The 21615-nt window shown below is 69.8% G+C and carries 19 protein-coding genes; 12 read left to right on the top strand and 7 right to left on the bottom strand.

Features of this window, described 5'->3' with window-relative positions; translation table 11 throughout:
- Positions 1–298 precede the first annotated feature (298 nt).
- Positions 299–1594 (top strand): trypsin-like serine protease, encoded by a 1296-nt coding sequence (locus tag WMF14_RS05580; RefSeq protein ID WP_437799151.1) that lies wholly within the window; start codon positions 299–301, stop codon positions 1592–1594.
- 176 nt (positions 1595–1770) lie between these two features.
- On the opposite strand, the gene WMF14_RS05575 is transcribed toward WMF14_RS05580, so the two are convergent.
- Positions 1771–2127, bottom strand: coding sequence for a hypothetical protein (locus tag WMF14_RS05575; RefSeq protein ID WP_272100410.1), 357 nt, complete (start codon positions 2125–2127; stop codon positions 1771–1773).
- 496 nt (positions 2128–2623) lie between these two features.
- On the bottom strand, positions 2624–4885 hold the full coding sequence (locus tag WMF14_RS05570; protein WP_437799150.1) for an SdrD B-like domain-containing protein: 2262 nt from the start codon (positions 4883–4885) through the stop codon (positions 2624–2626).
- 1067 nt (positions 4886–5952) lie between these two features.
- On the opposite strand from WMF14_RS05570, the gene WMF14_RS05565 reads away from it, so the two are divergent.
- On the top strand, positions 5953–6648 hold the full coding sequence (locus WMF14_RS05565; RefSeq protein ID WP_437799149.1) for a hypothetical protein: 696 nt from the start codon (positions 5953–5955) through the stop codon (positions 6646–6648).
- Positions 6649–6768: 120 nt separating this feature from the next.
- On the opposite strand, the gene WMF14_RS05560 is transcribed toward WMF14_RS05565, so the two are convergent.
- Positions 6769–7344: an exonuclease domain-containing protein gene (locus WMF14_RS05560; RefSeq protein ID WP_437799148.1), complete on the bottom strand. Its 576-nt coding sequence runs from the start codon at positions 7342–7344 to the stop codon at positions 6769–6771.
- Between the two features lie 47 nt (positions 7345–7391).
- Between WMF14_RS05560 and WMF14_RS05555 the strand changes: the two genes are divergently transcribed.
- The gene (locus tag WMF14_RS05555; RefSeq protein ID WP_437799147.1) at positions 7392–8393 is read left to right on the top strand and encodes a hypothetical protein; all 1002 of its coding nucleotides are present in this window, start codon (positions 7392–7394) and stop codon (positions 8391–8393) included.
- Between the two features lie 186 nt (positions 8394–8579).
- Positions 8580–9107: a hypothetical protein gene (locus tag WMF14_RS05550; protein WP_437799146.1), complete on the top strand. Its 528-nt coding sequence runs from the start codon at positions 8580–8582 to the stop codon at positions 9105–9107.
- Between the two features lie 164 nt (positions 9108–9271).
- Here the strand turns inward: WMF14_RS05550 and WMF14_RS05545 are convergent, their stop codons facing one another.
- Positions 9272–10207, bottom strand: coding sequence for a LysR family transcriptional regulator (locus WMF14_RS05545; RefSeq protein WP_437799145.1), 936 nt, complete (start codon positions 10205–10207; stop codon positions 9272–9274).
- 69 nt (positions 10208–10276) lie between these two features.
- Between WMF14_RS05545 and WMF14_RS05540 the strand changes: the two genes are divergently transcribed.
- Positions 10277–10609, top strand: coding sequence for a cupin domain-containing protein (locus tag WMF14_RS05540; protein ID WP_437799144.1), 333 nt, complete (start codon positions 10277–10279; stop codon positions 10607–10609).
- Here WMF14_RS05540 and WMF14_RS05535 read toward each other — a convergent pair.
- Positions 10504–11871 (bottom strand): FAD-dependent monooxygenase, encoded by a 1368-nt coding sequence (locus WMF14_RS05535; RefSeq protein ID WP_437799143.1) that lies wholly within the window; start codon positions 11869–11871, stop codon positions 10504–10506. The genes WMF14_RS05540 and WMF14_RS05535 overlap by 106 nt on opposite strands.
- 205 nt (positions 11872–12076) lie before the next feature.
- On the opposite strand from WMF14_RS05535, the gene WMF14_RS05530 reads away from it, so the two are divergent.
- A complete protein-coding gene (locus tag WMF14_RS05530) occupies positions 12077–13036 on the top strand; it encodes a TetR/AcrR family transcriptional regulator C-terminal domain-containing protein (RefSeq protein ID WP_276597520.1) in 960 nt (319 codons plus the stop codon).
- Between the two features lie 25 nt (positions 13037–13061).
- On the opposite strand, the gene WMF14_RS05525 is transcribed toward WMF14_RS05530, so the two are convergent.
- Positions 13062–13427 (bottom strand): VOC family protein, encoded by a 366-nt coding sequence (locus tag WMF14_RS05525; protein ID WP_437799142.1) that lies wholly within the window; start codon positions 13425–13427, stop codon positions 13062–13064.
- A 338-nt stretch (positions 13428–13765) separates the two neighbouring features.
- On the opposite strand from WMF14_RS05525, the gene WMF14_RS05520 reads away from it, so the two are divergent.
- Positions 13766–14293, top strand: coding sequence for a hypothetical protein (locus WMF14_RS05520; protein WP_437799141.1), 528 nt, complete (start codon positions 13766–13768; stop codon positions 14291–14293).
- Between the two features lie 53 nt (positions 14294–14346).
- Here the strand turns inward: WMF14_RS05520 and WMF14_RS05515 are convergent, their stop codons facing one another.
- Positions 14347–15816, bottom strand: a complete 1470-nt coding sequence (locus WMF14_RS05515) for a cytochrome c peroxidase (RefSeq protein ID WP_437799140.1) — start codon at positions 15814–15816, stop codon at positions 14347–14349.
- 224 nt (positions 15817–16040) lie between these two features.
- On the opposite strand from WMF14_RS05515, the gene WMF14_RS05510 reads away from it, so the two are divergent.
- From WMF14_RS05510 to WMF14_RS05490, 5 genes are all read left to right on the top strand, one after another.
- Entirely contained in the window at positions 16041–17147 is a 1107-nt protein-coding gene (locus WMF14_RS05510) for a sensor histidine kinase (RefSeq protein ID WP_437799139.1), read from the top strand.
- Positions 17144–17959, top strand: a complete 816-nt coding sequence (locus WMF14_RS05505) for a LytR/AlgR family response regulator transcription factor (protein ID WP_437799138.1) — start codon at positions 17144–17146, stop codon at positions 17957–17959. The genes WMF14_RS05510 and WMF14_RS05505 overlap by 4 nt, the downstream gene beginning before the upstream one ends.
- Positions 17960–18094: 135 nt before the next feature.
- Positions 18095–18943, top strand: coding sequence for an SDR family oxidoreductase (locus tag WMF14_RS05500; protein WP_437327767.1), 849 nt, complete (start codon positions 18095–18097; stop codon positions 18941–18943).
- Between the two features lie 11 nt (positions 18944–18954).
- Positions 18955–21315, top strand: coding sequence for a tetratricopeptide repeat protein (locus WMF14_RS05495; RefSeq protein WP_437799137.1), 2361 nt, complete (start codon positions 18955–18957; stop codon positions 21313–21315).
- Positions 21312–21575 carry a GIY-YIG nuclease family protein gene (locus WMF14_RS05490; RefSeq protein ID WP_272100378.1) on the top strand — a complete coding sequence of 88 codons (264 nt, stop codon included), beginning with the start codon at positions 21312–21314 and terminating at the stop codon, positions 21573–21575. The genes WMF14_RS05495 and WMF14_RS05490 overlap by 4 nt, the downstream gene beginning before the upstream one ends.
- The last annotated feature ends 40 nt before the right edge of the window (positions 21576–21615 follow it).

Raw genomic sequence — 21615 nt, 5'->3', positions numbered from 1 at the left:
CGGCTGTTCCAGATCGTCGCCTGGCGCCGCTCGGAGTAGCGCAGCATACTCTGGACGTGATTTTTGAGCCGTCGCGGGCGGATTTCGTACGCCCGCCTTCGGGCCTGCCGCTCCGGCCGTCCCTTCACCGGTTTCAGCCAGGTGCCCCATGGGTCTGCTCGGAGACGCCGTCGCCGAGCCTGGCGCGCCGCAATCACAGGCCCCGTCACGTTGATTGCTGACGAACGCTGGCTCCTGGCGGAGGCGGACTCCGTCGGCGCGAACGATCGTCTGAACAGAATCATGATGTGGAGGCAGAATGAAGAAGAGAGAACTTGGTCATAAGCTTGGTCTCGCGGTGTGCGCTGGCGCCGCGCTCGGCCTCTCCACGGGCTGCTCGATTGAAGGCGCGTCGGACGAGCCGCTCGAGGCGTTCGAGTCGCATTCGTCCGCGATCATCGGCGGCCAGGTCGCCGAGGCGAGCCCCTGGGCCGTCCAGGTCTTCGACGTGCGCGGGAGCACCGGCGACTTCTACCAGTGCACCGGCACCCTCGTCGCGGCGCGCTGGGTGCTCACCGCGCAGCACTGCATCGCGGACGAGGGCGAGACGTCGGCGGTGCGCGTCGGCAGCAACACGTACCGCGAGGGCCAGCGCATCGCTGTCGACGCCGTCGAGGTGCACTCGGCCGACGCCGACATCGCGCTGCTCCACCTGACCGAGAACGCCGATGGACCGTTCGTCCAGCTGGCCCAGGCGACGTCGGTCGCGACCGGCAGGGACGCCACGGCCTACGGCTGGGGGAGCGAGGGCACGCCGCTGGTGATGGCGCCGTCGCTCAAGAAGGCGACCATCCACATCGACGGCTGGTACTCCGCCGAGGAGCTCATTGCGACGGGCGTGACGGGCGCGGGCTGGAGCGGCGACTCCGGTGGCCCATGGTTCGTCGACGGACGTCAGGTCGCCGTGTTCACGGCCTCGAACGGGCAGGACGGCACGAACCTGCACGCGAGGCAGCTCGGCGTCGACGTCGCGCGCCACCGCGCTTGGATCGACGCCACGATCGCCGGCGGCCCCACCGTCCACCCCAGCGGCCAGGTGGTGCTCCACGATCTCTCGAACTTCTCCGGCGTCTCGCAGGGCTTCGGGATCGGTCGCTACGACCTGCCGAACATGACGATCATCGGAGACAACCGCGTGAGCGCCATCAGGGTCCCCGCCGGGCTCCGGGTCACGGCCTTCATGCACGGCGACTTCGGGGGCGAGGCGCGCGTCTTCACCTCGGACACAAATCTCGTGGCCGCGGGCTTCGACAACACCATCTCGAGCATCGTCGTCGCGCACGCCTCGGACCCGCAGCCGGACGTGGTCACCTTCTACGAGAACGCCAACTTCTCGGGCGCCTCGGTCGTGTACGGCGTCGGCTCCTCCCTCTTTTACAGCACCCCATGGGACCAGAGGGCCAGCTCCGTCCGCGTCCCCTCGGGCTTCAGGCTGACGCTCTACAACGGGCTCTGGCGCTACTCGGGCGAGTGGCGCGTCTTCACGACGGACGCGAACCTCGCGCCCCAGAACTTCGACGACAAGACCCGGAGCTTCCTCATCGAGCGCTTGTAGGAGCGAGCGCGCGGAGCGGCCAGCGCTCCTCGCGCCGCGAGCCGAGCGCCGAATCGTCCCCGCGCCGGCCGCGCGAGGCATGAATACGCCACTATCGCCGTAGCGATCCCGACACTACCTGTCCATGGTCAATTCGACAGCTGTCCGCCTGGGTTGCGCGCGTTTGCCGAAACGCCCTAACAGGACGGGGATGCCTTGCGGCTGGATCCCGTCCTTCGAGGCTCGAGCTCAAGATGATTCTCGCCGGCGTTGCGCCGATGCCAGCGCTCGATCACGCTGACGAGGGCCGCGTGGATCCGGCCCAGCGCTGCCCCGAGTCCGGGTGAAGGCTCGTCGCACAGCGTCGGCGCGGCCGAGAGTCCCAGCCGATCCTGGATGATCTCCTGAGCGCGGCGAATGGATCGTGGATCCCGGCGGTCGAACCAGATGGCTTCGCCAAGCGACTCGCTGGCCTCGGGGCCTTCGTCCTCCGCGGGCCCGAGGTACAGGGTCACGGTGTGTCGTCCCACTGTGGCTGGTGGATCGATCAGCATGTTCCTGCAGCGTGCCCCGCGCTCGTGACAGAACGGTGGCGCAGACGAAGACTCTCCGTTGCAGCGCGGCGCTCGCCCCGCAGGCCGTGGAGTGAACGTTACCCCCGATGCACGGATAAGTTGCTGATACAGCGTCACTTTTCCGGGAGGGATGCAGATCGCGCAGGGTTCTCCGGCTCAACCAGCGCGTCCAGCATGGCTGTACGGTGGACGGCAACGACGAGGAGATTGACTTCCGGAGCCGCGCGCGGGGTCGTTCCACGCGCAGCGGGAGCCGTCGGGTGCCGCGCGTCCAGGGCGGCGATCCGCCTGCGCACTGTTGGCTGTAGAGAGGTTGACCACGGAACGGCCAGAACGGCCCTGGGGATCGAGGCGAGCCTGGAGAGGGGGGAGGGGCCAGCGCAGGTCGCGCTTGAGGTGGTTCGCTCGGGGCGGGCGCTGGCCTCGGGGAGCTCTCGTCTTGCTGGCCGATTACCGGTTATCGGCCGATCATCGGTCAGTCACGGTGCGGCGCGCAGAGGAGGCCGTTGTTGTAGTCGTCGAGCTTCGTGGCGAGCGGCTCGCCGACCGACCAGGGCGAGTTCTTGCCTCCCTCCTTCACGTTGCTGCCGAGCGGGTTCTTCTTGAGCCAGGCGTCGGCCGCGGCGATGGTGTCCTCGATGCAGCTCGACTGGTTGCCGATACCGACGTTGAGCTTGGCGACGATGAGGTGCTTCGCGATGATGTAGGTGACGTCGCCCTTCGTCGGACGGCTGATGATGTCGAGGAGCTGGGCCTTCGTGTACGTCTTGCCGCCGATGGTCAGCTGCGAGACCTTCCACGCGCTCTCGTGGTTCTTCCAGTAACCGGGGGTGCCCGTGCCGGGAGAGGCGCTCTGGCAGACGCCGCAGTCGGCCGCGCAGCTCGAGCAGTCCTCGGAGCCGGCCTTGCAGACGCCATCGCCGCAGACCGGCGGGCACTCGCCGCAGTCGGCCGCGCAGCTCGAGCAGGTCTCACCCACCGCGCAGACCTTGTCGCCGCAGACCGGCGGGCAGATGCCGCAGTCGCTCGGGACCTCGAAGCAGTTCTCGCCGGCCTCGCAGACGCCGTTGCCGGGGACCGCGGGGCAAGCGCCGCAGTCGCCGGTGCAGGTCGCGCAGTCCTCGCCGTTCTCGCAGACGTTGTTGCCGCAGACCGCGGGGCAGGCGCCGCAGTCGTCCGAGCAGGTGCCGCAGTCCTCGCCGGCCTCGCAGGTGCCGTTGCCGCAGACCGGCGGGCAGGCGCCGCAGTCGGCCGCGCAGGTGCCGCAGCTCTCGCTGCCGTTGCAGGTGCCGTCGCCGCAGGCGGGCGGGCACACGTCGCAGTCGGCGCTGCAGCTCCCGCAGTCCTCGCCGGCCTCGCAGGTGCCGTTGCCGCACTGGGGCGGGCAGACGCCGCAGTCGACGGCACAGGTGGAACAGCTCTCGTCGCCGCCGCAGACGCCGTTGCCGCAGGAGAGCTGGTAGCCGAAGTCCGCGTCGAGGAGGTCTTGTGCCCAGCCGAGCGAGACCACGCCCACGTTGTCGAGCCCGCCATCGGGGTCGGCCGTCGGCTCCTGTCCGGCGAGCGGGCCGCTCGCCATGAAGTTGTCGGGCGTGATGACCACCGAGTAGGTGCCCGCCGGGAGCGTGTCGAAGAGGTAGAAGCCGGGCTGGCCGGTGTAGGGGCTGGTGCCGGTGATGGTGAAGTCGAGCAGCTGGGTCCCCTGGAACAGCTCGACACGGACGCCGTTGACGCCGAGCTCGCCGGTCTCCGGCTCGTAGAGCCCGTCGGCGTCGCTGTCGAGCCAGACCGTGTCGCCGATCGACGAGTAGGTCACGTAGCCGAAGTCGGCGTTGGCGACGTTCTCACCCACGCCGAGGGACACGCCGATCGGCTCGTCGTCGCTTGTCAGGAGGTGGCCGAGCGGGAGCGTCGTGTCGTCGACGTCGACGACGTAACAGCCCGCGTTGAGCTCGGAGAAGCGATAGATGCCGTTCGCGCCGGTCACGGTCGTCTGGAGCGCGGCGCCCTCGGCGACACCGTCGCAGTTTGTGTCGCCGAAGAGGTCGACGACGACGCCGGAGATGCCGAGCTCGGAGGCGTCCTCGATGCCGTCCGCGTTCGCGTCGAACCACACCTTGTCGCCGATCGAGCCCTTCGGCACCGTGTAACAGACCTCGAGGAGAGGCCGGTAACTCAGGTCGGTGTGGGCGCTGCCCTTGTACGACGTCTTCCCGCTGGCGCCCTCCTCGAGGAGGATCCCGTAGCTCGGCGCCGTCCCGCTCACCCAGCTCTGCACCATCCCGGTGAGGTCGACGGTGGTCCACCCCGTGACGTTGGGCACGAACGAGGTGAACGCGGCGGGATCCATGCCGCCGAAGTTGTTCCACGTGACGAGCGCCTCGCTCCAGGGGGCGAGCACCTGGTGGACGTACACGGTCTTCGCCGTGCTCGTGTACGACAGGGCGTAAAATTTGGCCGACGTGACGAGAGAGCCGGCGGGGATGGGGCTCAGATCGAAGCGGAACAGGGCGCGCTTCTCTCCGACCGAGCTGGAGTACCCGGTGTTGACCTCGAAGGGGGACGGGACGTGGTAGCTCGGGGCGAGGCTCCAGATCTCCGCGTTGTAGATGTCACCCAGGACACCCCGCTTGATCACGGTGCACGTGGGAGACGGAGCGGTGGTGTTGGCGAGGCTGGTGGCGGTGATGAACAGCGTGGCGAGCGCGGCAGAAGATGCGATTACGATCTGCTTCATTGGTAGCTCCTTGAGGTCCTCACGGGTGAACCATTGCTGGAGCGTCATCCGAATAGCAGGCACCATGACACACGGGTCAGGCGAGGTCGGTTTCGCGGGCTCCGGTCGGAATGAGCCCCCGCAGGCTGATCAGGATCGGATCAAGTACGCGGGTGCTTTTGCTTCGATCGGAGAGCGGATGCGCAAGGTGACAGTGTTTAAGTTAGCAACTCAGAGATGAAGATGTCCAGATCTTTTTGAAGGCGGACGAGAAAAATGCATCGAGTTGCGAAGTGACAATTTTGGGTCGTGCGGTGACGTTTTTCGTCGTCTCGCGTCGTCTCGCGTCGTCTCGCGTCGTCTCGCGTCGTCGCGCGTCGTCTCGCGCCCCGTGGGGAGGAAGGCAGAGAAGAGCGCGGTCTGCCGCGTCGATGTCGCGTCGAGTTCGATGGCCAGTGTGCGGCGCGCGGTCCGCGGATTCTCGCGTGCCTCGCGCCGCGCGTTCGGCGGTGGCGCGCCACGACGCCCAGCGGGCCCAGCGGCCCTCTCCGACCCTTCGCGGGGGCCGAGGGATGAACAGGATCGGATCAGGTACGCGGGAGTGCCTGACGAGATTTGATGCAGAATGCGCACGGGACCATTTTTCAAGATAACGAGTCTTCGCGTCGCCTGTCTAGATCCTTTTTTTGCGGCATGAGCTTTTTGTGCGGCTCTTGATCTCGCGTGCGGGTGGGTGTTGGGTGCCGGGCGCAGCTCATCGCACATCGTTCGTCTCGCACGTCTCGCACGTCTCCCACGCTCATCGGCCACCGCGGCGCCCACCGCGGCCGGGGACGGGCGCCCTGGGGCCGTCCGCCGGCGCCCGGGCTTTGCTGAGATCGCCTGCACGCTGCGGAGCGGTGAGGTGGCCTACCGGATGAAGTACCCGACGGAGTCGCGGTCCGGGCATCACGTCCACGGGCACGTGGGGCAGGATGGTACTGGACCGCCGAATGGCGTTTGGACGCGCTACCCTCCTACCCTCTACCCTCTTTCCCCGACAGCGTTCGGCGCGCGCTCGAGGGTCGACCGGCGCTAAGGTCGCGCTCATGACGTCCACCGTGACCCGCAACACCGGCTCCACCATCAAGTACGCCGTCATCACGGCGGTGCTCGCCGGGCTCTCGTTCCTCTGTTTCAACGCGATGATCGGCCGCTCCGGTCCGCTGTGGCTGCTCTGTCTCGTCGGCGGCCTCGGGCTCGCGGTGTTCGCGCTCGGGTCGCTCCTGGCCGCCAAGGACCTGGCCGGCACGGCGACGTGCCCGCGCTGCCAGGCGACGCTCACGGAGATCGAGCTCAACCATACCGACGACCCGGCGTTCTGCGACAAGTGCCAGGCCGCGTACCTCGTCGACAAGCGCGTCCTCACCGTGCTCGCCGGCGACTACGTCCATCCGGAGCCGGGCTTTCCGGTGCCGGTGACGAGCGAGACGATCCGCTGGCCGGAAGGCTGCTGCGTGTGCGCGAAGCCGGCGACCCGCGGCATCGAGGCGAAGGCGCATGACGGTGAGACAGGGACCAACGCGGCCGTCGCCGCGGCCGGGCTCGCGCTCGGGAGCATCGCTGTGCGCACCGGCGGCGGCACGACCTACACGCTGCGCATCCCGCACTGCGCCGAGCACGACGACGGCGCGAAGGTCGAGATCGAGAGCAACAACAAGCCGCCGCTGAAGATTCGCTTTCGCTCCTACGCCTACCAGCGCCGCTTCCTCGAGCTGAACCCGAAGCCGGCGAAAGCCGCGTAGACCCGCTTCAGCGCTTCACGCGACTTCGTCGTTTGGATCGAGCGCGCTGACCTCCTCGAGGCCTTCCACCGCACCCGCTTCGTCGTGGAGCAACTCACGCATGTGCATCCGGACAGGCGCTCACCCCGCGGGCCGTGCCGCCGGGATCGGCACGCGGCCGATCGCGTAAGGCAGGATTCGTGCGATGTTGCGCGCGTCGTCGATCCCGCGGTGGTGTGTCCCGTGGAGCGGGAGTCCGAGCCGCTCGAGCGCGCTCGCCATGCCGTAGCGCTGGGTCACCCCGAGCGCCGCCGAGAAGCGCTTCTTGATGTTCATGTGCCCCTGCAGCGGCAGGGGCACGCCCCAGCGGGCCGCGTCGATCTCGAACTGCTTGCGGTCGTAATCGCCCCACGAGCAGAAGAGCGCCTCTCGCTGGCCGACGAAGCGCCCGAGCGCCCCGATGGCTTCGGGGAACGTGGGCGCGGAATCGACGTCTGCTTGCGTGATCGTGGTGAGCTTCGTGCAGAACTCCGTGAGCTTCGGCCGGATGACCGGGCGCACGAAGGTGGCGAGCTCGCTCACGGGCTCGAGCGTCGCGCCGTCCACGAGGACCGCGCCGATCTCGATGATCTCCATGATGCGCTCGGGGATGCGGCCCTCCTCGTCACATGTCGCCTCCAGATCGATCACCAGGAAAAATGCAGGATCCTTTCCCATGTCCGTCCTCCTTTCTGCTGAACCTTGATACGATCCGCCCTCAGAAAATGCCCGGACACGAAACCGGACAGGCCGCTCCCGCGGGCTTTTCCTGGGAGGATTACGTCGCCTGGCTCGTCGCGCAGCACGGCTCGTTGACCGCGGTCGCCGAGCGGCTCTCCTCCCTGCGTGGCTACGAGGACGACGTCACCTCGATCGAGCGCGCCCTGCGCCGGCTGCGGACGCGTGGCCAGCGGGACGGCGGGACCTGGGGGGCGCGCGCGCTCGCGGCCTTCGGCTTGCCGGACGCGCTCACCGAGCGTGCCCGCTGGATGGGCGCCTATCACTCGCGGTTCACCGACCTGCCCCTGCCCCTCGCCCAGGACCTCTTGCGCCTCTGGGATCGACCGCCGGTGAGCGAGGATCCGACCTCCCACGTCTTCCTCGCCCTCGCCCACGCCACCTGCGCGCTGCGCGGCGACGACCGCGAGGCCGGAAAGGCGCACCTCGCCCGCATCCGGCCGCTGCTCGGAAAGGCCCCGCCCGAGGCGCGGGTGGAGGCTCTGCTCACGGAGGCCTTCCTGGCGAGCCGTGATGACGTCGCGCGCGTGGCCGGCCTGCTCGACGAGATCGAGCCGCTCTTCGAGCTGCCGATGCCCGCCCACGACCGAGCCTGCCTGTTCGCCCGGTGGATCGATCAACGCGCCTTCGAGCGGAACCGCTCCTGGGGCGGCAAGCAGCCGGATCCGGCGGCTGCCGAGGCGCTTTACCGGCGCATCCCGGAGGACGGTCCGGCCTTCGCGCGGGCGCGACGGGCGAACGGGCTGGCGTATGCGCGGTGGAAGCAGGGTTTCCCCGAGGAAGGCGCGGCGCTCGCGCGCGAGGCGTGCCGGCACGCGGGGGACGGCGGGCTCATGCGGATGCGCGCGATGGCGCTGAACATGCTGGCGCGAATCGTGGCCGGCGAGGAGGGCGCGGAGGCGAGGCGGCGGGCGATGGCGATCGCGAACGAGCTCGAGGACGAGGTGCTCAGGCTGCGGTTCGAGCGGCGAGCGGGAAACAAGGGGTGAGGCGGATCATGACGCCTGCTCGATCGTCTCCTTTTCCGACTACCGGCGACCCCCGGGGAGGGGCTTCTGGCCGTCGCGCAGCTTCTCCTCGAACCCCGGAGCGCGTAGGCGAAGAAGCCGGATCGCCGCGCGAGGAAGTGTGACGCGGCGAACCGAAGTGGCGGCTGCAAGCGTCGGAGGAGCGTCATGGGCTTGACGACCATCCCCCCGGCGGAAGGACAATCCTTCACGATGATAACGGCCCGTCCTCCTCCGATGACGGCCGAGCTGCTCGAGCGCACGGACGGATACGTGGTGGCGGTGTGGCGGCGGCTCATGCTGCTGGTCTGGCGGGACAAGGCCAGCGCGGCCGGGATCGATCGCTCGCGGGAGCACTTCGCCCGCTGGTCGGCGAGCCAGCCGGACGGCGCGGTCTTCGTCGTCGTCCTCCCCCGTCATCTCACCGGACCGCCGGACGAGGCGAGCCGGGCCGCGATGCAGCGGGCGGCGCGCTCCCCTTCCCGGCACCTCAGGGGCACGGCAACGCTCGTCGAGTCGGAGGGGTTCATCGCCTCCTCGGTCCGCTCCATCATGATGGCGCTGACCACGGGGCGGGCGCCGAACGTCTTCCGGACGATCGGCGAGCTCGCGACCTGGGCGGCGACGCTCCTGAAGGACCCCGAGCTCACCGCCGCCGGCCTCGCGGAGGCGATCCGCGTGGCGCGCAAGGGTTGAGTCAGCCCGCGCGGCTATGCAGCGTCCCGAGCGCCTTGCGGCGCAGGACCGGTGCTCTTCCAGCGCGGCGGCCCTCGGGTGGGTGAGCACGCTGGAACATCGGTGGGCGCGCCGGCTCAGTCCTCGTCGACGGCCTGACGCCCCTTGGGAAAGACAGGCCATCGTCAACGGGACCGTCGCCGGCGCGCGCGTGAAGGGGTGATGAGGGAAGACGGCGCGCGGAGGAGCTCGACGAAGCGCGCGAGCGGAAAGCGCGCAGCCGCGTCGCGCCTGTAGACGGCCGCCCACTGCTCCGGGAGGCCCTCGCGGGTGAGGCGGCGCGCAGCGACCTCGCCGCGCGCGATGTCCGGCGCGACGGCCCACCGGGAGACGAGCCCGACGCCGAGGCCGGCCTTGACCAGATCCACGAGCGCGTCGGTGAGCGGGATGCGCGCGGCGAGCGGCATCGGCGCGCGCTCGCTGGCGATGAGCTCGCGAAGTCGCTCGACGTCGCTCCGCGGGGCGTCGTGGGTGAGGAGCTTCTCCTGACCGAGCTCGATCGCGGTGACGTACGGACGCGCGGCGAGCGGGTGCGATGGTGAGACGATGACCGTCCACTCGTCCTCGAAGAGCGGCTCGACGACGAGCGCGCGATCACGCACCGGCGAGCTCACGACGGCGAGCTCGATCTCGCCGCGGAGGAGCGCGGCGACGGGCTCGCGCCGCGCCTCGAGCACGATGCGCACGTCGACGTGCGGATGGTCCTTCGCGAGCGCCGAGAGGACCGGTGGGAGCCAGTAGTACGTGGTGAAGCACTCGACGGCGATGCGGAACACCTCGTGCCTGCGCGATCCGGCGTACTGCAGGTCCCCCTCGATACGCGCCAGATCGACGAGCATCGTGCGCGCGGCGTCGAGCAGCCGCGCGCCGGCCGGGGTGAGCTTGAGCTGGCGTCGGACGCGCGTGAACAGGACGACCCCGAGGCGGCCTTCGAGCTCGGCGAGCTGATGGCTCACGGCGGACTGCGTCAGGTGAAGGCGCGCCGCGGCGCGCGTGGGCCCGCCCTCTTCGGCGATGGCGCGGACGAGGCGGAGGTGGCGGATCTCGAGCATCTGGGACATGAGCTGCCCTCATGAAGCCATGCGAAACATGAGTTTCTCACATGCCGATACGACGATCATAGTGGATTCATGAACACGACGACCTTCCGCCCTCAGCAAGATCAGCCCTTCGAGACCGTCGCGCCCGGCATCCAGTTCAGCTTCCTGCGCCGCCACGACGGCGGCAACGGGCTCACGGTGCTCGTTCGCATGGAGAAGGGGGCGCACGCGCGGCGCCACGACCACCCCGGCGGCGAAGAGACATACCTCGTCTCGGGGAGGCTTCGGATCGGCGAGCGGGTGCTCTCGCCAGGCGACTACCTCTGGACGGCGCCGGGCGAGCGCCACGACGGATACGCCGAGGAGGAGAGCGTCTTTTTCGTCGTCCTCCCAGGCGGCCTCGACGTCATCGACGCGCGCTGAGCGGCGGCCCTCGGGGGAAGTACTGCGGTGAGCGCGTCCACGCCGAGGTGTCTCACGCGCGCGTCAGCACCTCGAGGAGGTAACGCCGGGTACGCGGGGAGCACGAGGTCGCTGGCGGCGCTCGTGACCATCTTCTCGAACCAGCGGGAGAGCGGGCGCGAGGTGAGCGCCCGGTACATCGTGTTGCGCAGCGCGAGCTGCACGCGGGTCGGCGGTGCGTAGAACGAGCCGACGTGCTTCGCCCCCTGCTGGCAGCGCCGGGCATACCGACGGATCCGCGCCTCGTAGCGCTGGAACGCGGCGCGATGATCTCCCTTCGCGACGGCGAGCTCACCCGCGAGCACGTACGCGCAGACCACGGCGAGGCCGGTCCCCTGTCCGCCGAGGGTGCCGCCGTAGCCGGCGTCGCCCAGGAGCACGACGCGACCGCGGGAATAGCTATCCATGTCGATCCGCCCCACGGCGTCGAAATACAGACTCGGACTCTGCCTCATCGCCTCGAGCAGACGCGGCACCTCCCACCCCATCCCCGCAAACCGCTCGGCCAGGATCGCCTTGTGCTGCGCGACCTCGCGCGGATCGTGGTCGAGCGGCCTGGAGGCGAACATCAGGAGCGCCGTTGCCTCCTCGGGGCGGCGGGCGCTCGTGATGCTGGCGGCCCGCCCCGGCTCGCTGAAGATGAGGCCCTGGTGATCGAGGCCGAGGTGGTTCGGCGCGGCGAACGTCGCCACATAATGGCCGTGGAAGCGCAGGAACCTCGACTCGTCGCCGAACGCGAGCGCGCGCACGCGGGAGTGCAGCCCGTCGGCGCCCACGACCAGGTCGAAGCGCCGCGGCCGGCCGCGCTCGAACGTGACGTCGACGCCGCCGGGCGTCTCGGTGAGCGAGGCGATGCTGTCGTCGAACACGAACTCGGCCGCGTCCTTCGCGGCGTCGTGGAGGATGCGGCTGAGATCGCCGCGCTCGATCTCGACGTCGCCGCTCGCGAACGCCGCGGGGAGCGTGACGATTCGCCGGCCGGCCTCGTCCACCATGGCGAGATCCCGCATGTGGGTCTGATGCTGTCGAATCGCGTCGAGCACCCCCATCTCGCCGAGGACGCGCAGGTGCGTCGGCCCGCGGAAGTCCACGGCGTTGCCTCCTGCCCGCAGGGCGGGGGCGCGCTCCACCACGGTGGGGGTGAACCCGCGACGCGAGAGCCAGTAAGCGAGCGCGGGGCCTGCGATGCCTGCGCCGGAGACGAGGACGGTGCCGTTCGACATGGGGACCTCGGGGGGAAGGTTGCGTACGACGTACGCAACCTGTCGCGTACGACGTACGCACGAGCATGGCGACGACGGAGGCGCCCGGCAGCCCCCCTAGGGCGCCATGGCCTAAGATTCTAGGCTAGAACAGCTGCGGCTGCGCGCTCTATCCCGGCGGCATCGCGCGCTCTTTCAACGGAACATCTGTGCTAGTACAGTCACCATGCCTCCGGTGAAGCGCGGTGCGTCGACGAACCGTCGCAAGTCGGGCGACGGACCGCCCTACGTGCAGATCGTGAACGAATTGCGCGCGCGCATCGCGTCCGGGCGCCTCCGTGCGGGCGATCGCATCCCATCGACGCGCCAGATCGTCCGCTCCTTCGGCGTCGCGCACGCCACCGCCACCAAGGCGCTGTCGACCCTGCGCCACGAGGGGCTCATCCGATCGATCCCGCGCTCGGGCCACGTGGTGGCCGAGGGCGATCGCGCGGCACGCGAGCCGTCCGAACGAGGCGGCGCCCTGACGCGCGAGCGGATCGTGCAGATCGCCATCCTGCTCGCCGACGACGAGGGGCTCGACGCCCTCTCCATGCGCGGTGTCGCCGCGAAGCTCGGCGTGCCGACGATGTCGCTCTACCGGTATGTGGAGGGGAAAGACGCGCTCGTGCTCCTCATGATCGACGAGGTGTTCGGCGAACACCCGCTGCCGAGGTCGCCTCCTCGCGATCTGCGCGAGGCCCTGATCCGCGCGGCCCGCGCGCAGTGGGCGCTGTACCGGCGGCACGGGTGGCTCGCGCACGTGATGCCGCTCGCGCGGCCGGTCGCGCTGCGCAACGTGATCGCGCACGCCGAGTGGATCCTGCGAGCCATGGAAGCCCCCGGGCTCGACGCGGTGACCCGGATCGAGGCGCACATGACGCTCTACAGCTACGTTCGCGGCGTCGCCGTGAACCTAGAGTCGGAGCGCGAGGCCGAGGCGACCACGGGGATGACCGAAGCGCAGTGGAACGAATCGCAGGGGGCCGCGTTCCTGGCGATCGCGACGTCGGGGCCATATCCGAGCTTCGCCAGGCTGCTGAACGAGCTCTCGGGCGGGTACGATTTCAACCTCGATCGCGTGTTCGAGTTCGGCCTCCAGCCGATGATCGACGGCCTCATGAAGACGCTGCGGCCGCGCGAATGAGCGGGCCCGCGGCGCGAAGCCGAGCTCACGCGCGCGTCATCACCTCGAGGATGTGCCCGTCGAGATCGCGGAAGTAGAAGCCGCGGCCGCCCTTCCGGTGGTTGATCCGGCCCATCTCCTTCGCGTGCGGATCGGCGCTGAAGGGGATGCCGGCGCGCTGGACGCGCTCGAAGATCCGGTCGAACTCCGCGTCGTCCACGAAGAACGCGTAGTGGTGCGGCTCGAACGTCTCCCGGTCGGCGAAGTCGAGCGTGAGCCCGCCGTTGATGCGCACGGGGGAGAACGGCCCGAACGGGGTGTCCACCGCGAGTCCGAACATGCGCGCGAAGAACTGCGCGGCAGCCTCCTTGTCGTGCGCGGGGACGATGGTGTGGTTGAGCTCGATCGACATCGGTGATCCCCTCCCCTCTTGCCATTCGATCCGGAGCGTGGATCGTCAAGCGGCGCGCGCGTCCTCTTCCATGCTTGACTCCCCCTGCGCGCTCCAGCCGGACAAAGCCGGGGGCGATGGGCGGCGCCCGGCCATCTCGCCGGCTCAGACCTGCGCGAGCAGCAGAGCGCCGCGCTCACGCCCGATACCGAGGGCGAGCGGAGCTCCGGCGAGACGTCCTGCGGCCCTCGGCCGCGGCGGGTGATCCATGGTTGCGATGGCAGCCCGCACGAGGCACCCTGTTTCGAGCTTGCCGCTGTGCTGATGAGGCGGCGGGGTATGGGCTGGAGGTGCACCTCATGCTGCTCGACCGATCCTTTCGACGAACGCTCCTTGCCGGTCTCCTGCTGAGCGCCGGTCCGTCAACCGCAGCCGCGCCCCTCATCGCGGCGCCGGGCTGCGCCGGGAACGACATCCGCTGCTTCGAGTGGCCCGAGGAGCTCGGGGCGTGCCTGGACCGCGACCAGGCGCGGGAGGAGCTCAACCTGATCAAGGAACGTTGCTCTGACTTGATCCTGTCGGTAGAGAGCGACGCGAAGCGGCGAGATGGCGCGTGCTGCTATGAGGTGATCTCCACGAAAGTGCCCGCTCGCTGCCACATCGCGGGCGGTGGTGGCGGCCGTGGTGGCCCGTCGGAAGGCACTGGTGGTCGGTTGGAGGGCGGTGGTGGCCAGTCGGCGGATGGCGGCGGCCAGTCGGAGGGTGGCGGCGGCCAGTCAGCGGGTGGCGGCGGCCAGTCGGAGGGTGGTGGCGGCCAGTCAGCGGATGGCGGCGGCCAGTCGGCGGGTGGCGGCGGCCAGTCGGCGGGTGGTGGCGGCCGGTTTTGACTGAAACTGGCTGGATCCGGCCAGTCTGACGATCCGCTCGCGTCGGCTCGCTCTTACAGCCGCTTCAGAAAGGCCACCAGGTCGCTCTTCTGATCGGCGGTCATGGCCTCGGGAGGGCCGATATCACCATCATCGTCCGGCTCCTTCTCCCCAGGTAGCGTGAGAGATGGGAATCTGCTGAGCAGGTGGTCGCTGTAGACTTCAACGACCCTTTCCAGGGTGTCCGCGGCATTGTCGTGGAAGTAGGGTGCAGTTTTCCCTATTCCACGCAATGTCGGCACGTCGAATGACTCAAAGTCGTTGAGGCTTCCGGTGATCATGGAGCGACCCGGATCGGCAGAAAAAAGTTGTAGCCCGAAGTTCGGCCCCGCGACGGGGTTGCCGTCGCTGTCCGGATCGTCATTGAAGCCCGCGGGGTCGCCATCGCCGTCCAGATCGTCATCGAAGCCCGGCGGGGCAGTCGGAGGCAGGTCCGCGGCGATCTCTCTTCGAGAATCGTCCGTGTAGAAGCGATACCGGTAACGTGGAAAGCTCACATCCCTTGTAAAGACATGCGAATCAGGGTCCAGCTGACCCATGAATGTTTCGTATGCTGACCCAATGTTCAGAAATTCGTTCCTGGGTTGAGCGACGAGCACCGGGGTCGGAGGATCTGTAGCTGGCACTTCATAAAGCACGGTTCCGTCGGGCTTGATGGCCGGGAAGGCCAGATCGTGAATCTCCCGATCCACGATGGTCGCCCGGTTGCCGCCCCCATGGCATGCCGCGCATATGGCCTTGTAAACCTCTCGTCCCCGCTCCTCCGTCGGAGTGAGCTCGAGCCCGTCCTCCACGTCGGGCGCGCTCTCCGGGTCGCCGCCGCCGGCGAGATACTCCGCGACGCTGCGCGCCCGGTCCGAGGAGAAGACATCGCGCTCGAACGCGGCGATGCGCTCGAGCTCGCCCCGGGGAGCTTTACCGCTCTCGCTGTGCCCGGTGATGGCTCCCTGGGCTTGATCTTCGAGCGTCTCCACGCGTCCATCCAGCTGGAAAGGCGCAGTCAACGCGGAGTCAGCGATGGAGGGCACCCCGCGCCACACGAAGAGCTTGCGATCGCTGGGGGTGATCACGTCGCCATCATCGTCTATCAGGTCCACGTTGTCGGGCAACGTGAGCCACACGCGCACGAGTCCCTTTTTCAGGTGTTCGAACGTGAGTTTTTCGGCCGTGGGGTCGTCGGCGTCGATCGCGCTGAACAGCGGGTCGTCCGGGTTCGCCTCCAGCAGCCGCGCCACGTGGGCGGGTGTGAGCGTGAAGTTGTCCTCCGGTACGTGGCAGGTGGCGCACGAGCGGCCGTTGGATCGCGGGAAGGGCGTGCTGAAGAGCTGCTCTCCCGTGAGGTCCTCTCTGCTCGTGCTGCTCGTGCCACAGGCGCTCGTCGCCATCAGCACGACTGCGGCCCAGCACCAAGGGCGGGTCACGAGCCGGCCTGGACGCGAGCCGCCGGACGGCTCGCGCTCTCTGCGGAATGTGTGTTGGGTCATGGTTCGTCCGTCTGAGCGAGTGGGATTGATGAGCTGGCTAGGTTTCTCAGCTCTCCCATCTGGCGCGCGGCGCTGCCGTACACTTCCGACGAGCCGGGTGTTGGTTCCGACGAGCCGTCGCTCCGCGCGCACGAGCCGGTGAGCGCTCGATTGCGGTTCTTCTTCCCGTCGTCGCGCGAGCGGCGAACGTTGTAGACCATGTCCCCGAATGGTAGCTTTCCTTCATGGAAGGCTCTGCTTCGGGTGCGCCGCTGACGCTCCACACCCGGCGACGCTGGCTCCTCGGCATGGCCTCGGCCATCGGCGTCGGGGTGCTCCAGACCGCCCCTGATCTCGGCGGCGGAGAGGACCTCGTGAGCATCGTCATCAGCTTCTCGCTCTGGCTGGTCGCGGCGCCGGTGGTGCTGCTCGCCCTCGCCGTCGCCTTCGAGCGCGGCGTCGAGCGCGGTTTGAGCCCGACGAGGTTGCTCGTCGTGAGCCTCCTCGGGGCGGTCGTCGTCGGGGCCCTGTTCGCGCTCGCGTTCGTGCTCGTCTTCGAGGGGCTCCTCGGCTTCGAGCTCGACGAGAAGGGGCCGCTCTCCCCGCCACTCGTCGCGGGCTTCGGCGCCATGATGGGCCTCGTGCTCGCCGGCGTCTGGGGGCTCGTCTTCGTGTCCCCGCACGTGACCGAACGAGCCCAGCGCCGCGCGCTCGAGACGGAGAAGCTCCGCCTCGAGGCGGAGCAACTCCGGGTCTCGGCGGAGCTCGCGCGCTTGCGCTCACAGCTCGAGCCGCACTTCCTCCTCAACACGCTCAACACCATCGCGGGGCTCGTGGTGCAGGATCCGCGCGAGGCGCGGCGCTTGATCGGGTCACTCGGAGACCTGCTCCGGGGCTCGCTGCAAGGTGAGGACGAGATGCAGCCGCTCGACCAGGAGATCACGTGGCTCAGGCGCTATGCGGAGATCCTCGAGTCACGCCACCGTGACGCCCTGCGCTTCGACTGGGACATTCCGGCCGACGTCGGCGGCGTGCTGCTGCCGCGGCTCTTGCTGCAACCCCTGGTGGAGAACGCGGTCCAGCACGGCGCGCTGTGTCGCGCGGGCGGCGGACGGGTGACCGTGCGGGCGGCGCTCCATGAGGCTGGCGCTTCATCGAAGCTCGTATGCACCGTGACGGACAACGGGCCCGGTCTCCCGGCGAACGAGCCGCGCTCTGGCGCGCTCGGCCTCCACACCGTGCGTCGACGACTCGAGCTGAGGTGCCCTGGATCAGCGCTGCGCCTCTCGTCGTCGAGCGAAGGAACCGCTGCAGTCGTCGAGGTGCTGATGACTCGAGGAGCAACGGCGTGAGCACGGAGAGCGACGCGAAGCTGCGCACGCTCGTCGTCGAGGACGAGTGGGCAGCGCGCGACTACCTCGTCGAGCTCCTCGACGGCTCGAACCTCGCGCAGGTCGCCGGCGCCGTATCGTCCGCGGGAGAAGCACGGGAGATCCTCCTCGGAGAGGGGCGCCGCGCCTTCGATGCGGTGTTCCTCGACGTGCGCCTCTCCGGCGGTCGCAACGAGGGGCTCGACATCGCGCGCGAGCTCGCGGCGCTGCAGGGCGCTCCGCTGCTCGTGCTCGCGACCGCGTTCCACACGCATGCGCTCGAAGCCTACGATCTCGGCGTCTCCGACTACCTCCTGAAGCCCTTCACCGAGCAGCGTGTCGAGCAGTGTCTGAAGAGGCTGCGGGCGCGTGACCCGCGGCCGGAGCGCGCGGGTCCGCTGCGGATCGCCGCGCGGCGAAACAAGGGTCTCGTGCTGTTCGACCGAGACGAGGTCTGGGCGTTCGAGGCCGCGGAGCGCTTGACGCAGGTGCACACCTCCCACGGCGTCTTCGACATCGACCTCTCGCTGGCGGCGATCGAGTCGTCCTTCGGGCGGTCCTTCGTGCGTGTGCATCGCAACTGGCTGATCAACGTGGCGCACGTCAAAGAGCTCACGCGAGAGGGCGAGACCCGCGTCTGGGTGGGCGACGGTCTCGCGGCGCACGGTCGCGGTGTCCACGTGCCGGTCGCGCGTGAGCGCGCGCAACAGGTGCTCGACTCGCTGCTCGCAAACACCGCTGGATTGCGCCGAGGAAACGAGCCCACGCGATCGAGGCGGCGCGGAGATGCGTGAGCACCGCGGCCTGCCAGGGGACGACCCGGTGCCGGCCCGCCCTCGAACGCCGGGGCCTTTCTGCCTGGGACGCCGGAGCCACCCCGGATCGCCCGGCGTGTGGCGGCGCCCGCTGAGCCGTTGTAAACGCGGGGCGTGACCCAGGTGCGCTCGATCTTCGCCCCAGGACTCTTCGGACACCAGGTAGCGATCGTCACCGGCGGGGGCAGCGGCATCGGCCTCGCGTGCGCGCGTGAGCTCGCTTACCTCGGCGCGAAGGTCGCCCTCTGCGGCCGCCGGGCCGACAAGCTCGAGGCCGCGGCGAAGACGCTCGCGGGCGACGGCGTCTCCGGCGACGACGTGCTCGCCGCGCCGTGCGATATCCGCGAGCCGGAGCAGATCGCCGCCTTCGTGGGCCAGGTCCTCGGGAAATTCGGCCGCGTCGACGTCCTCGTGAACAATGCCGGCGGCCAGTTCCCGAGTCCGGCCATGGACATGACGCCGAAGGGCTGGGAGGCGGTCGTGCGCAACAACCTGAACGGCACCTTCTACATGACGCGCGAGGTCGCGAGGCGCGCGATGCTCCCGGCGCGCCGCGGCCGGATCGTGAACGTCACCGCGTCGGTGAGCCGCGGCTTCCCGGGCATGGCGCACACGGGCGCCGCGCGCGCCGGCGTGGAGAACCTGACCCGCTCGCTCGCCGTCGAGTGGGCGGCGCTCGGCATCCGCGTCAACGCGGTCGCGCCCGGCAGCAACATCCGGTCGAGCGGCACGTCGCAGTACGGCGACGAGCTGCTCGAGCTCGCGCGGCGCGCCACCCCGCTCAAGCGCCTCGCCACCCCCGAGGAGGTCTCGCGGCTCATCGTCTTCCTGGCCAGCGACCAGAACGACTTCATCACGGGCGCGGTCTACGGCATCGACGGCGGGCAGCCGCTCTGGGGCGACATCTGGTCCGTCCCCGAGCCGGACGGCGCGCCGAGCGCCCCACCGGACGCGAAGGGCTGAGAGGGCGCGGCGTGACCTATCCGCCCCCGTCCCCTTCCGCCGAGCACGACGTGCCGGAGCTCATGCCCGACGCGCTCGACGACGACACGACGACGCCGTACGGGCCGCCGTCCTCCGGGATGCCGCCGTCGGCAGGGCCGCCGCCGTCCTCCGGGATGCCGCCGTCTGCAGGGCCGCCCGCCGAGCCGTCCTTCCTCGGGGACGCCGCGCGGCGCGTGCGCGACTACTTCCTCGCGCTCGACCCGACCTTCCTGTCCGCGATCGCGCCGCTCGCGCTGATCGCCGTCATCCTCTTCACGCGCGCCCCGTCGACGAACTACATCTTCGACGAGCAGGAGGCGCTCCTCGCCAACCCGTACGTGAACGCGAAGGGCGGGATCGGCTTCCTCGACGCGATCCACCGCGATTTCTGGGGGCTGCCGCCCGACCGGAGCGTCGGCTCCTACCGCCCGCTGCCGAACTTCCTCTGGCGCACGATCTGGGCTGTCACGAAGCAGCCGTTCTTCCACCACTTCTACAACGTCCTCTTCCACGCCGTGAACGGCGCGCTGCTCACGTGCGTCACGTTCTGGCTCACGCGGCGGCGCGGGCTCGCCTACCTCACCGGGCTCCTCTTCGTCGGCAGCGCGGTGCTCACCGAGGCGGTGAGCGGCATCGTGGGCATCGCCGACGTGCTCGGGGGCATGGGGGCGATCGCCGCCCTCGCCGCCCTCGCGCTGCCCGCGTGGGCGATGCCGTTCGGCGTGTTCGCGGCCGTGCTCTTCGGCCTCTTCTCCAAGGAGAGCGCGCTCGTCTGCGTGCCGCTCGTCCCGTTCGCCGCGCTGATCGCCGCGCCGCTCACCCACCCCACGCGGCCGGCGCGGTTCGTCCGGGCGCTGCTCGCGCTGCTCGCCGCGGGCGCGGCGTTCGTGCTCTACGTCGAGCTCCGGCGGCGCTGGTTCCCCGCGCCCATGCCGGCCGAGCTCGCCGCGCCGCTCCCCGAGGGCGCGCCGCTCGTGAAGCGCGCGCTCCACGAGGCGCTCGTCTGGTTCCACCAGGCGCCCCTGCCGCGCGATCCGCTCAACAACCCGCTCGGCGCCGCGGACATGCCGCACCGGATCGCCGGCGCGCTGCGCGTCTACTGGCGGGGCCTCACCCAGATCGTGTTCCCGTGGACGCTGAGCGGCGACTACTCGTACCCGCAGGAGCCGGTGCCGGACAGGCTCGTCTTCTTCGGCAGCGTCGCCGGCGCAGCGATGATGGTGCTGCCCCCGCTCGGCTCGCTCGCGCTCTGGATCGCGGCCCTCCGCCGCGAGCACCTGGAGCGGCGCGAGCGGCGCTCGGTGCGCGCCGCCTTCCTCGTCGACGGCGGCCAGGCGACGTCGCGGAGGTGGCCGCTGCTCCTCGCGGGGGCGCTCCTCGCGATCGCGGCGGCGGCGCTCGCCGCGTACGACTGGCACGTGCTCCGCCCGGCGGGGCGCGTGCCGCTGCTCCGGGCGCTGCCGCTCGTGCTCTGGCCGCTGCCGTTCCTGCCCGCGTTTCTCCTCGGGCTCGGGCTGCTTGTCGAGGGCGCGCGCCCCCTGCCCTGCCCTGCGACGGCGGACCGGAGCGCCTGGGTGCCGCTGCGCCGCGGCTACGCGGGGCTGTGCATCGCGGCAATCGGGCTGACCTGGGTCGTGGTCAGCTACTTCCCCCACTCGAACATCCCGGTCGTCCTGCCGACGGTGCGCGCCGAGCGCTTCTGGTACTTCCCGGCCATCGGCTCGTCGCTCGTCCTCGCCGTCGCCTTCTCGTGGCTCCACGAGGCGCTCGCGGGCTCGACCCTCACGCCGCGCGCGCGCTGGTCGTGGAGGGCGTGGGTGACGCCGGCGCTGTTCGTGCTCTTCTTCGGCTTCCAGTGCGCGCAGGCCTACCGGCACGCGATGGACTACCGCAACGACCTCGATTTCTGGGCGGCGACGAAGGAGGCGGTCCCGAACAGCGCCAAGGCGCACCTCAACTACTCGGTGATGAAGGGCGCCCGCGGCGACCTGGAGACCCGCCTCTCCGAGAGCAAGATCGCGATGGATCTCGCCCCGACGTGGCCGATGGCGCACGTGTACACGGGCGACACGCTGTGCCGGATGCACCGCCCCGACGAGGCCTTCCCGCATTACCAGCGCGGCATGGAGCTCGGCCCGAACGAGCTGAGCCTGATCGCGCTCGCGCTGCAGTGCCTGCACGACGAGCAGCGGCTCACGGCGCACGACGCGGAGCTCCGGCGGCTCGCGGAGGAGCACCCCGGGACGTGGCTCGCGTACCTCGCGATCGACACGCTCGACAACGGCGCAACGCACGGAGGAGTGGACCCGAAGTACCGGCCGCGCGGCTACAACGAGGGGCCGAAGGAGTGACCGCGGCCTGGCACGTCTACATCCTGCGCTGCGGCGACGGGTCGTTCTACACGGGGATCGCCCGCGACGTGGAGGCGCGCGTGGCGCAGCACGCGGCGGGGCGCGGGGCGCGGTACACTCGCGGACGGGGGCCGCTCGCGGTGGTCCACGTCGAGGCGGCGGCCGACAGGGGCGAGGCGCAGCGGCGGGAGGCCGCGATCCGGAGGCTGGGGCGCGCGGGCAAGGCGGCTCTCGCCGCCGGGGGCCGGGAGGCAACGTGAACGTTTACGTGGTCGTGAACGTGGTCGTGGTCGTCAACGG

The sequence above is a fragment of the Sorangium sp. So ce693 genome, from assembly GCF_051521375.1.
Taxonomy (GTDB): Bacteria; Myxococcota_A; Polyangia; order Polyangiales; family Polyangiaceae; genus Sorangium; species Sorangium atrum.
Note: the sequence above shows the minus strand (reverse complement) of the source record. Positions and strands in the feature narration are given on the sequence as shown.